This window comes from Paenibacillus sp. cl141a, from assembly GCF_900109305.1.
GTDB lineage: Bacteria > Bacillota > Bacilli > Paenibacillales > Paenibacillaceae > Paenibacillus_AQ > Paenibacillus_AQ lautus_A.
The window spans coordinates 552,373-564,067 of the sequence record NZ_FNZO01000003.1; the positions used below are offsets into that span (position 1 = coordinate 552,373).

Below are 11,695 nucleotides of genomic sequence, written 5' to 3' on the forward strand. Positions count from 1 at the left end.
AGCGGGCCCCTTTGTCCACGGAATTTATCCTTGATTACATGATTCCATGAAAATCTGTGGGCAACAGGGATCGGAGGAATGATCCCAATTCGCAGTGCTGGTTAAGCTTAATGGATGTTCATATCGTAGGACGGTTCAAATGTGAACCACGAAGCTATGCCAAATGCAAAGGAGAGTGTGAAGGCTATGGGAAAAGAAGCAGCAGGCGGTGTTAAAGCAGCTAATGAAAGCTCGTTGTTCCAAACGTACGCCAGATACCCAATCGCCCTGGTCAAAGGGGAGGGCAGCTGGCTATGGGACGATCAAGGCAACAAGTATCTTGATTTTATGGCCGGTCTGGCGGTAACGAATCTCGGCCATGCCCCGGTAAAAGTGAAAGAGAAGCTGAAAGCCCAGCTGGATGAATTGTGGCATGTCTCCAACCTGTTCCACATTCCGGGCCAGGAAAAAGCAGCCGAGCTGCTGACAGCCAACACCTGCGCGGATGCGGTCTTTTTCTGCAACAGCGGGGCCGAAGCGAACGAAGCTGCCATTAAGCTGGCACGCCGCTACCATCAGAAGGTGAAGGGAACGGGACGCTACGAGGTCATTACGTTTACCCAGTCCTTCCATGGTCGGACGCTGGCTACGCTGACGGCCACCGGCCAGGATAAGGTGAAGGAAGGCTTCCTTCCGCTTCCGGCAGGCTTCAAGAGCGTTCCTCTGCATGACCTTCCGGCGCTGGAAGCAGCCATTAACGACAATACCGCAGCCATCATGATCGAGATGGTGCAGGCTGAGGGCGGCGTGCATCCGGTGGAACCGGAATTCCTTCAAGCCGTCACCGGGCTGTGCAAGAAGCACGGACTGCTGCTGATCGTGGACGAGGTGCAAACGGGCATGGGCCGGACCGGCAAGCTGTTTGCGCACGAGCATTACGGCCTCGAGCCGGATATTTTCACCGTGGCCAAAGGGCTCGGCTCCGGGTTCCCGGTCGGCGCGATGCTGGGCAAAGCTTACTTGCGCGAAGCCTTCACGGCGGGAAGCCATGCTACGACGTTTGGCGGCACGCCGATTGCCAGCGCCGTCATCCAGGCCACCATCGAGACGATGCTGGAGGACAACGTGCCGCAGCGCGCGGCCGAAGCCGGAGAATATTTGATGACGAAGCTGAATGAGAGCCTGGGCAGTCATCCTTTTGTGAACGCGATCCGGGGGAAAGGCCTGCTGATCGGCATCGAATGCGTCGAACCGGTTGGCGAGCTGGTGCTGAAAGGACAGAGCCGCGGGCTGCTCTTCGTAACCGCAGGACCGAACGTGATCCGGCTGCTTCCGAATCTGTACGTCACGAAACAAGAGATCGACCAGGCGGTGTCGATCGTTACGGAACTTATACATGAGCATACGGCGGTTAGCCAAGCATAGAAGAATCGTACAGCAGCATTATGGACAATAACAGCATGGTTAAGGAGGACTGAAGAATATGGCCGCTAGCGGACAATTGAAGGAATTAAGCCTGAAAGGGCGGGATATGATCGAGCTGGACGAATACTCGACGGAAGAGATTCAGTTCTTGCTCGATTCGGCAATCGAGATCAAGCGCAAGCAGAAGAAAGGCGAAGTCTATCAGCCGCTGAAAGGCAAGACGATCGGCTTGATTTTTGAGAAGTCGTCCACGCGGACGCGGGTGTCGTTCGAGGCTGGGATGTTCCAGCTGGGCGGACATGCACTCTTTTTGAGCAAAAACGATATTCAGCTCGGACGCGGCGAGCCGATCAGCGATACGGCTCAGGTGATGTCCCGTTATCTGGACGGCCTGATGATCCGTACCTTCGGGCACGACAACGTGGTCAACCTTGCAAAATATGCTTCGATTCCGGTCATCAACGGCCTGAGCGACATGGCGCATCCATGTCAGGTGCTGGCTGATTTGCAGACGGTGCTGGAGCACAAGGGCAAGCTGAAAGGCCTCAAAATGGCCTTTATCGGCGATGGCAACAACATGGCGCATTCGCTCCTGATCGGCGGTGCCAAGATGGGCATGCATGTGGCCGTGGCCAGTCCGAAGGGCTATGAGGCAGATGCCAGCATCGTGAAGCTGAGCGAGGAAATCGCGGCGCAAACGGGCGGCAAAATCACGATTACCCAAGACCCGCTCGAAGCCGCGAAGGATGCGGACGTGATCTACACGGATGTATGGGCAAGCATGGGCTTTGAAGAGGAGCAGGCACAGCGGGAAGCCGCCTTTGCGGACTACCAGGTAAATGAGGAGCTGGTGAAAGCGGCGAAGCCGGATTACTTGTTCCTGCATTGCCTCCCGGCCCACCGCGGCGAAGAGGTCAGCGAAGGCGTGATCGACGGTGCCAATTCCGTCATTTTCGATCAGGCCGAGAACCGTCTCCATGCCCAGAAGGCTTTGATGGTTGCTTTGATGGCATAAAGCCGTTGTTGGCAAGGAACATTCTCTATGAAAATGCGTCAATGGACGTTTTCTTTAGTATAATGAAGGACAGGGTTGTTAGTAACAAAGAGAGGGAGTTAAACCATGGCAAAACAAAAAATCGTACTGGCGTATTCCGGCGGTTTGGATACGTCCGTCATTCTGAAGTGGCTGAAAGAAACCTACGATGCGGAGATCATTGCCTTCACGGCCGATATCGGCCAGAAGGAAGAGCTGGACGGACTTGAGGAAAAAGCGCTGGCGACCGGCGCCTCCAAAGTATACATCGACGATCTGCGCGACGAATTTGCGAATGATTTCATCTTCCCGATGTTCCAAGCGGGTGCCATGTACGAAGGGCAGTACCTGCTCGGCACCAGCATCGCGCGCCCGTTGATCGCGAAACGCATGGTGGATATCGCACGTGCCGAAGGCGCGACGGCGATTGCGCACGGCGCTACGGGCAAAGGGAACGACCAGGTTCGTTTTGAGCTGGGCGTTGCCGGCTTGGCACCGGACATTGAAGTGATCGCGCCTTGGCGCATCGAGGAGTTCCGTAACTCCTTCCCGGGACGCGCGGAGATGATCGCTTACGCGGAAGCGCACGGCATTCCGGTAACGGCATCCGCTGCGAAATCTTACTCTATGGACCGCAACTTGCTCCATATCAGTTACGAGAGCGGCGTGCTGGAGGACCCTTGGTTCGATGCAAGCGCGGAGGACAGCAAGGATATGTACCTGCTCAGCGTATCGCCTGAGGATGCGCCGGATGAGGCGGAATACCTCGAGCTTACGTTCGAGCAAGGGAATGTCGTTGCGCTGAACGGCGAATCGATGAGTCCGCTGCAAGTGATGGAGAAGCTGAACGAGCTGGGCGGCAAGCACGGCATCGGTCGCGTGGATATGGTGGAGAACCGTTTCGTCGGCATGAAGAGCCGCGGCGTCTATGAGACACCAGGCGGTACGATCCTGTTCACCGCTCATCGCAAAATGGAGTCCATCACAATGGACCGCGAAGTGATGAACCTGCGCGACAGCCTGATTACCCGCTACAGCACCTTGGTTTATAACGGCTTCTGGTTTGCGCCAGAGCGTCTGGCATTGCAGGCGCTGGTGACCGAGAGCCAGAAGAACGTTACGGGTACGGTGCGCGTGAAGCTGTACAAGGGCAACGTCATCGGCGCAGGCGTGAAGAGTCCGGTGAGCCTGTACAACCCGGACATCGCCACGATGGAAGCCGATCCCACTCAAGCTTACGATCAAGGCGACGCTACCGGCTTTATCCGCTTGAATGCATTGCGTTTGAAAGTGGCAACCGGCGTGAATCAGAACCAATAAAACAGTCTGAGGGCCCGTGTAACGGAACAAGTGCATCGGATAGAGCGCAGTAACCGAACGCGGCCGAAGGATACACGATATGAAGTCTTATGTCTTATAACTGGTACGGTAATAGATCGAATAGAAGCGTAAGGGTATGAACGTATTAGTAATGAACAGGCTGAAGGCCGTTTTCATGCTGGAGAGCTCCGTCGATTCTCGTGCAACGGGATGAACGGAACCTCTTAAGCGGGAAGCGGCCCTCTGCCTTAAATCAGAGAGGGGCAAGTGTTGTGAGCAAGTTATGGGGCGGACGCTTTACGAAGCAGACCAACGCATTGGTAGAGGAATATACGGCATCCATCGGTTTTGACAAGCAACTGGCCGAGGAGGACATCCAGGGAAGCCTTGCGCATGTGTCCATGCTGGGCAAATGCGGCATCGTGCCGGCAGAAGACGTGGAGACGATCAAGGCAGGATTGGGCAAAGTGCTGGAACGCATCCGTGAGGGCAGCATCGAGTTCTCCGTATCGGATGAGGATATCCATATGAACATCGAGAAGAATCTGATCGAGGAAATCGGACCTGTCGGCGGCAAACTCCACACGGGCCGCAGCCGCAACGACCAGGTGGCAACGGACATGCACTTGTATTTGCGCAACCGCGTCGTGGCGTTGACCGGCATGCTGCACGAGCTGCAAACCGCATTGATCGGGCAAGCGAAGGATAACCTGGATACGATTATTCCGGGGTATACGCATCTGCAGCGTGCGCAGCCGATTCTGTTCGCGCATCATCTGATGGCTTACGTGTCCATGTTCCAGCGGGATATCGACCGCCTGATCGACAGCTATAAGCGGATTAACGTGCTGCCGCTCGGGGCAGGCGCGCTTGCGGGCACAACGTTCCCGATCGACCGCCATTTCGTGGCCGAGCAGCTCGGTTTCGACGGCGTTTACGAGAACAGCCTGGATGCGGTCAGCGATCGCGATTTCATTCTGGAATTCCTCTCGGATGCTTCCATCATCATGATGCACTTGTCCCGCCTGAGCGAGGAGCTGGTGCTCTGGAGCAGCACCGAGTTCAACTTCGTCGAGCTGGATGATGCGTTCTGCACGGGCAGCAGCATTATGCCGCAGAAGAAGAACCCGGACGTGCCGGAGCTTGTCCGCGGCAAAACCGGACGGGTATACGGCAACCTGATGGGTCTGCTCACCGTGCTGAAGTCGCTGCCGCTTGCTTATAACAAGGACATGCAGGAAGACAAAGAGGGCATGTTCGACACGGTGGCTACGCTGGAAGGCGCATTGCAGCTGTTCGCGCCGATGATCGCCACGATGAAGGTCAACAAAGGCCGCATGCGCGAAGCAGTGAACACCGACTTCTCGAATGCAACCGACATTGCGGACTTCCTGGTCGGCAAAGGGCTTCCTTTCCGCCAGGCGCACGAAGTGATCGGCAAGACCGTATTGTACTGCATCCAGAACAACAAATATCTGCTGGACCTGACGCTGGACGAATTCAAACAGTTCTCTGAGCTGTTCGACGACTCCATCTATGGCGTGCTTCAACCCGAGACGGTGGTCAATGCGCGTAACGTTTACGGCGGCACGGCAACCGAGCAGGTGAAAGCGGCGATCGACCGCAGCGTCCAAACCCTGCAGGTCACGGAAGAATGGCTGAGTCTCCGCCAGGGGAATGTAGAGTAAGGATACAGAAAACCTGACATAGCAAAAATAAAGGTGGACCGGCAAATGTTACATTTGCTGATCCACCTTTTGTTGTGTAACGATGAGATCCGTTGAATGCGGGATGGCCTAAAATTCTCTCGCGAAGAGAAGTACACCAAGTACACCCCATGGAACCGCGAATGAACCGCAAACACGTTCATGGCGTGCATATTATGGGTTCATCAGGCTTTCAACGGAAGCCATTTCAGAACATCCTGGATATGGGTATCCCAATATCCCCAATCGTGGCCGCCCGGCCCTTCCTGATACGTGAGATCCAGGGAGGTTGCTTCGCAGGCTTTGCGGAACGCTTGATTGTCTTGGTAGAGGAAGTCTTCCGTTCCGCAGCATTGATACAGCAGCGGTTTCGGTCCCTCGGAGCGGTCCACTTCCTGAAGCAGCCACAACAGGTCATTGTCGGTGCCGGTAATGTCCCGATCTCCGTAGACTAAACGATGCTCAAACAAAGCCTCGTTTCTATTAATATGACCCGCCATGTCGAGCGCGCCCGACAGGCTTGCAGCAGCGGCGAAGGATTCGGGACAGCGAAGGGCAAGCTTGAACGCCCCGTAGCCGCCCATGGACAACCCGGCGACGAAGTTATCTTCCCTCGCGTGGGATAACGGGAAGAAGGAACGGGCGATGGTCGGCAGCTCCTGGCTGATAAAGGTCCAGTATTTGCCGCCGTATTCCATGTCGGTATAGAAGCTGCGATGCACTTGCGGCATAACGACGGCAATGCCCATCTCGGCCACGTAGCGTTCGATGGAGGTTCTGCGCAGCCAGATGGAATCGTCGTCGGACAGGCCGTGCAGGAGAAAGAGCGTCGGGTGCAGACCGCTTTTGGCATGATTCGTCATGCCGATTTGTGAAGAGGTTTGCTGAGGGAGAATGACGGTCATGGACGTACTGAGACCGAGCACCTCCGAGTAAAAGTGACATTGCATAAGTGCCATGGATTATGTATCCCCTTTCATTTTTGAAATTGAGAGATCAAAATGACGAGCCTATTAGGATCATATCACAATCGATCTCCCTTGCTCCAAGTAAATCTAAGTCATCGTCTGCGGCGGGCGAAAACGGATTTAAAGTCTGCTGCGTTCGGAAGCTTCGCCATTCTCCAGGAGCATAAAGGCGGTCAGCGACCGAATTGAATCGGATGGAATGAATCAGTGCATAAAACGCCTCGGTCTTCAGACCGAGGCGGGGTTCAGCCATCGGGCTGTTCTATGATGCGCTGCGTTGTGTTATCTTAGAGGGAGATTATGGCTCCATCTGGTGAAGGATTCAATAGCATAGATTTAGAAGTTCAGCGAGTGTCCAGTTAAGATATAGCATGATGATCCTATTTGTGAATCTGGAGGAGTATGCTCATGATACCACATGACGATAAACTGTCCGATCTGAAGATTACGGGAACCGGCAGCTCAAGCGGCGGCCAATACGGCAAGGTGCGAATCGATGGTGCCGGTCAGGTGAATGGAGATCTGGACTGCCGGGAATTAACAGGCAACGGAACGATGAGTTTGAACGGCGACGTAGCTGCCGACAAGATTCGCGTGAACGGTTCGGGAACCGTTAAGGGGACGGTGGACGCGGAGGAGCTGCATGTAGCCGGCAGCCTGAGCGTGAAGAGAGGCGTGCGCAGCCGGTCCATTTTTATCGGGGGGCATTGCAGCATTCACGGTGATTCCGAATCGAAGAGGCTTGATGTAACCGGAAACCTGAGAAGCCAGGGTGACGTGCGGAGTGAAACGGCCACGTTTCATGGGGGCTTCAAGATCGATGGCCGCCTGCATGTAGGAACAGCGGATATTCGGCTGTTGGGCCGCTGCCTTGCGCAGGAAATCGTCGGAGACCGGATCACGATCCGCAAAAAAGGAAAGCGTCTCTGGGAGATGCTGTCCCTTCCATTACGGGGAACGCGGCTGGAGGCACGCATTATTGAGGGCGATGTCCTGGATCTAGAGTATGTCGAAGCCGATATCGTTCGCGGCAACCGGGTGATTCTCGGCCCAGGTTGCGAGATTCGGCAAGTGGAATACCGGGATGAATTGACGCAGCACCCGGAAGCCCAGGTCAGAGCATCCCGGCGGTTTTAAGGGCGACATCGGGTCAAACATCCGGGCATAGGCCGAATAGATGGCAAGGAGGCAGCGATATGGCGCATAACGGAACAGTTGTAGAAAGACCCGGTGTTTCCATAACGGGTGACGGTGTCGTTGGCGGCGGTATTATCGGCAAGCTTCGGATAAACGGTGAAGGCGTCATTCATGGCGACACGGATTGCCATCTGCTACGCTGCAACGGGAGCGCGGTCATAAACGGAAGCCTGCTCGGAAGGCAGGCTAGAGTGAACGGCCATGTGAAGGTGTCCCATCATGTCCAGATGGAGCACGTCCGGGTGAATGGAAGCTTGGATGCCGGCGGAAGCGTTAGGATCAGCCGCATCGGAATCAATGGCGGCTTGAGCACGGGAGCCGATCTGTTTGCGGTCAAAGGCGTCGTGAACGGTACCTTGGATGTTGGCGGCAATCTGGAAGCCGAAGAGATGACGGTCCGCGGCATACTACGCGTGAGCGGGTCCGTGATAGCTCGGGAATTGACGCTGAGGCTCGTTACGCAAGCCTCGCGCGTCAACGAACTCCGGAGTCGAACGGTCTCCGTAGCGCCTACGGTGCTGGCCAAATGGTTCCGTTCCTCACGGATCGGATATCTGAACGCCGAGCTGGTTGAAGGCGAGGATATCCGTCTGGAGAATACGAGCGCGGCCATTGTCAGGGGCAGTAGAGTCCGTATCGGAAAGGGCTGCTCTATCGGCCGGGTGGAATATACCGAGACGTTCAGCGCAGATGCCCAGGCGGAAATCGGAAGCTATTATAAAATCGATGCACGACATTAAAATAACGGCAAGGAAAACAGCCCGTATTCGCGGTTCGATTCGCGAATGCGGGCTGTTTCGTGTCAGCTTCGATTTACGGGGCGCTGATACCGTCCTCAACGACTTCCTCTTTGGGCGTTTCGTTCGCATCCGGCAGCGGGACCTCGTTGGTCGGATTGATGGCAACGATGCTGTTCTGGGGACGGTAGGTATCCTTGGATATTTTCACGTTCTCCACGACCTTCCCGTTCACTTTCTTGGTTCGGTAGGTTTCAACCACATAACCTGGTTTCCCGTTCTGAACCACCTGCTTCAATCCCGGCGGCAGCGAGTTGTTGTGGATGACCTTTTCCGGGGACGGCAGGGTTTCGATCGTGGTTGATACCAGCTCGTATTCCGTATTCTCCGGGAAGGTGCCGAACATCTTCAGCGTTAAATTGCCGTGCGATACCTCGGACAGGATCAGCAGATGCTTGCCTGTATTGTTTCGGAAGCGAAAGTTGATCGCCCCTTCGGCAAAGGTGGCGTCCTGTCCCTTGGGCAAGTAGCTGACCGGAAGGGAATGATTCCGCCTTTCGGTGATCTCCAGCCCGATCAGCAGGGCGGCATGATATACCGTGCTGGATACCTGGCAGATCCCGCCCCCGATACCGGGCACCAGCTTGCCGTTTACGATAACGGGAGCTTCCTCAAATCCATACTCCTTCTTCGCAACATCAATGATATGAGCATAATTGAACTCATCGCCGGGCTTCAGAATCATGCCGTCCACGGCTTTGGCGGCAGCGGTCACGTTATGTACGCGCCCGGGCCCGCTGGATCCGAGACCGGTGGAGAATTCAATGATTTTTCGCTCAATGCCCTCGTCCTGCAGCGACTTTACGGTAACGGGAGGCTTTTGACGGATAAGAGGCAGCTGCACCGCAATGGCTTCTTCAGGATACGGTTCCGTGAAGTGGGACTCGTTCGGAAACGCTGCGCTGAACCCTTCATAGAAAGCAGGCCAATCGATGCGGTACGCGGTTTTCTCCGGGGTATACCGGACCACATCATCTTCGGAAATGCTCCGCACTGCGTTGACAGGCTCTCCAAAGCGTTCTTTTTGCCAGTCTTCGTTTAACCGCCCTTTCAATACGTCGCGATTCCAGTCGGTGGATATATGCCATTCCAGCTGAAACTGCCGCCGGTAAAGAACCTGTTCCCATAGCGATCCTTCGGACAGCTTGGCGATGGCTTCCTTGAATTCGGCTGCGCTGAACCGAACGCCGGCTTCTTGGAGACTGAAGTTTTCCGTGTGCCCTTTGAGGGCCTCCGACTCCAGCGTCACCTTGATGCTTGTCATGGCGTGGAGCCGCTGTTCCAGCTCGGACAATACCTCGTCGGCGGGTAGCCCTCCTACCTGCCAGCCGGAGAGAACGACTCCCTTCGGCAGCTCCTTTTGGTTTGCGTACATCGTCAATAGACCGAAACCGACGGAGAGGAGAAGACCGATACTGATGACAAAGATGAGACCGAGATGAATTTTTTTCATTTGAAACCACCTTCTTAACTTCGTATTGGCCGCAGTACATGCACTTGTTCATGTATATGTCACGGTGGGCTTAAACTTTCGGGTACTCAAAAGGTAACAAATTTGTTACAATAGACGATGTCGTGAGGATTTTTCTTGGATTTTAAAGGAATTCGATGGAAACTGTCGAAAGTATAATGGCTAATTATGGATTGGGAAGTGATGAAGTGATCGAAATGCAGGACGTATGGAAGACTTATCCGAGCGGCGCCCATGCGCTTCAAGGAGTTTCCGTTACCATTAACCGCAATGAATTCGTCTATGTTGTCGGACCGTCGGGTGCCGGCAAATCGACATTCATGAAACTTATCTATAGAGAAGAAGTGCCGACCAAAGGCCAAATTTCCGTTAACGGATTTAATATCGGGAAGCTGAAGCAGCGCAAAATCCCCTATGTTCGCCGAAATATCGGGGTTATTTTTCAGGACTACCGTCTGCTGCCCAAGCTGACTGCTTACGAAAATGTTGCTTTTGCCATGGAGGTTATCGAAGCGCCGCAGCGTCTCATCAAGAGACGGGTTATGGAGGTGCTGGATCTGGTGGGCCTGAAAGCCAAGGCGAACCGCGAGCCTTCCCAGCTCTCCGGCGGGGAGCAGCAGCGGATCGCCATCGCCAGGGCGATCGTGAACAACCCGTCCGTCATTATTGCGGACGAGCCTACGGGCAACCTGGACCCGGAAACCTCCTGGGGCATCATGCAGCTGCTGGACGAAATTAATTTCAGGGGAACCACCATCGTGATGGCTACCCACAACAGGGATATCGTGAACACGATGCGTAAGCGCGTACTTGCGATTGAGCACGGACAGATCGTCCGCGACCAGCAGAGAGGAGAGTACGGGTATGAATTTTAGAACCTTCTTGCGGCACTTGCGGGAAGGGGCGAAGAGCGTTTTCCGGAATGGATGGATGTCGGTCGCATCGATTACGTCCATCGTGGTGTCATTATTTATACTGGGCGTTTTCATGCTGTTAGTCATGAATGTGAACGCATTAGCCGATAAAGCAGATAGCAACGTGCAAATCAATACGTACTTGAATCTCAATGTGGACGAGAAGCTGCGCGAAACCATCAAAGGCGAGATCGAGGCCATGCCGGAAGTCAGCGCCATCAAATTCGTGTCCAAGGAAGAGGGCATGAAGGAGCTTGAGGAAAGCCTCGGCTCCGAATGGGTGGAAGGCTTCAGCGAAGCGGACCAGAATCCGCTTCCGGACGCATTCGAGGTTTCCGTTATCGAACCGACCACGGTCGGGTTTGTTGCCGACAAGATTACCGCGCTGAACGAGAAGTATGCGGAAGAGCCGATCCTGCGCGTCAAATACGGGGAGGGCACGGTAGAAACCTTGTTCAAGATTACGAAAACGGTGCGGAATATCGGCTTTATTTTCGTAGCGGGGCTCGGCTTGATGTCCATGTTTCTGATTTCGAACACCATTCGGGTAACGATTTTGGCCCGTCGCCGCGAGATCGGCATCATGAAGCTTGTCGGCGCGACCAACAACTTCATCCGCTGGCCGTTCTTCGTGGAAGGAGCCATGATCGGCCTTCTGGGCTCGATCATTACGGTTACGCTGCTGTTTATAGGCTACAATCGCCTGTACGCCGCGTCGCAGACGGATTTGACGCTGGCGAAGAGCCTGATTCCATTGGGAGATCTGTGGCTGCTGCTCGGGACCATCATCGTGGCCCTTGGCATCGTCATTGGCATTTGGGGCAGCACCATGTCGATACGTAAATTTTTGAAAGTATAAAACAAGGTAAAGGATGGGGAGCGAAA

General features: G+C 54.7%; 10 protein-coding genes. 8 read left to right on the forward strand and 2 right to left on the reverse strand.

Annotated features, from left to right (window positions below; translation table 11 throughout):
- The first annotated feature begins 186 nt into the window (after positions 1-186).
- The 4 genes from BMX45_RS12425 (at position 187) to argH (ending at position 5,445) form a co-directional block, all read left to right on the forward strand.
- Positions 187-1,404, forward strand: a complete 1,218-nt coding sequence (locus BMX45_RS12425; RefSeq protein ID WP_090909933.1) for an acetylornithine transaminase — start codon at positions 187-189, stop codon at positions 1,402-1,404.
- A gap of 58 nt (positions 1,405-1,462) precedes the next feature.
- Positions 1,463-2,419 carry an ornithine carbamoyltransferase gene (gene argF, locus BMX45_RS12430; RefSeq protein ID WP_090909934.1) on the forward strand — a complete coding sequence of 319 codons (957 nt, stop codon included), beginning with the start codon at positions 1,463-1,465 and terminating at the stop codon, positions 2,417-2,419.
- Positions 2,420-2,524: 105 nt separating this feature from the next.
- Complete coding sequence (locus BMX45_RS12435) at positions 2,525-3,757, forward strand: argininosuccinate synthase (protein ID WP_015737700.1); 1,233 nt, start codon at positions 2,525-2,527, stop codon at positions 3,755-3,757.
- Positions 3,758-4,029: 272 nt separating this feature from the next.
- On the forward strand, positions 4,030-5,445 hold the full coding sequence (gene argH / locus BMX45_RS12440; RefSeq protein WP_090909935.1) for an argininosuccinate lyase: 1,416 nt from the start codon (positions 4,030-4,032) through the stop codon (positions 5,443-5,445).
- A 203-nt stretch (positions 5,446-5,648) separates the two neighbouring features.
- Here the strand turns inward: argH and BMX45_RS12445 are convergent, their stop codons facing one another.
- Entirely contained in the window at positions 5,649-6,422 is a 774-nt protein-coding gene (locus tag BMX45_RS12445) for an alpha/beta hydrolase (protein WP_090909936.1), read from the reverse strand.
- Between the two features lie 417 nt (positions 6,423-6,839).
- On the opposite strand from BMX45_RS12445, the gene BMX45_RS12450 reads away from it, so the two are divergent.
- Positions 6,840-7,568 (forward strand): polymer-forming cytoskeletal protein, encoded by a 729-nt coding sequence (locus tag BMX45_RS12450; RefSeq protein ID WP_090909937.1) that lies wholly within the window; start codon positions 6,840-6,842, stop codon positions 7,566-7,568.
- A gap of 59 nt (positions 7,569-7,627) precedes the next feature.
- A complete protein-coding gene (locus BMX45_RS12455; RefSeq protein WP_090909938.1) occupies positions 7,628-8,368 on the forward strand; it encodes a hypothetical protein in 741 nt (246 codons plus the stop codon).
- Positions 8,369-8,441: 73 nt separating this feature from the next.
- Here BMX45_RS12455 and BMX45_RS12460 read toward each other — a convergent pair whose 3' ends face one another.
- On the reverse strand, positions 8,442-9,878 hold the full coding sequence (locus tag BMX45_RS12460; protein ID WP_090909939.1) for a VanW family protein: 1,437 nt from the start codon (positions 9,876-9,878) through the stop codon (positions 8,442-8,444).
- A 206-nt stretch (positions 9,879-10,084) separates the two neighbouring features.
- Here BMX45_RS12460 and ftsE point away from each other — a divergent pair, with 206 nt between their 5' ends.
- Entirely contained in the window at positions 10,085-10,771 is a 687-nt protein-coding gene (gene ftsE / locus BMX45_RS12465) for a cell division ATP-binding protein FtsE (RefSeq protein ID WP_015737694.1), read from the forward strand.
- On the forward strand, positions 10,761-11,669 hold the full coding sequence (ftsX, locus tag BMX45_RS12470) for a permease-like cell division protein FtsX (protein WP_090909940.1): 909 nt from the start codon (positions 10,761-10,763) through the stop codon (positions 11,667-11,669). The genes ftsE and ftsX overlap by 11 nt, the downstream gene beginning before the upstream one ends.
- Positions 11,670-11,695 lie beyond the last annotated feature (26 nt).

Coding starts and splice junctions, on each gene's coding strand:
- BMX45_RS12425 (WP_090909933.1), top strand. CDS start 187: ATGGGAAAAGAAGCAGCAGGCGGTGTTAAAGCAGCTAATGAAAGCTCG.
- argF (WP_090909934.1), top strand. CDS start 1,463: ATGGCCGCTAGCGGACAATTGAAGGAATTAAGCCTGAAAGGGCGGGAT.
- BMX45_RS12435 (WP_015737700.1), top strand. CDS start 2,525: ATGGCAAAACAAAAAATCGTACTGGCGTATTCCGGCGGTTTGGATACG.
- BMX45_RS12445 (WP_090909936.1), bottom strand. CDS start 6,422: ATGGCACTTATGCAATGTCACTTTTACTCGGAGGTGCTCGGTCTCAGT.
- BMX45_RS12450 (WP_090909937.1), top strand. CDS start 6,840: ATGATACCACATGACGATAAACTGTCCGATCTGAAGATTACGGGAACC.
- BMX45_RS12455 (WP_090909938.1), top strand. CDS start 7,628: ATGGCGCATAACGGAACAGTTGTAGAAAGACCCGGTGTTTCCATAACG.
- BMX45_RS12460 (WP_090909939.1), bottom strand. CDS start 9,878: ATGAAAAAAATTCATCTCGGTCTCATCTTTGTCATCAGTATCGGTCTT.
- ftsX (WP_090909940.1), top strand. CDS start 10,761: ATGAATTTTAGAACCTTCTTGCGGCACTTGCGGGAAGGGGCGAAGAGC.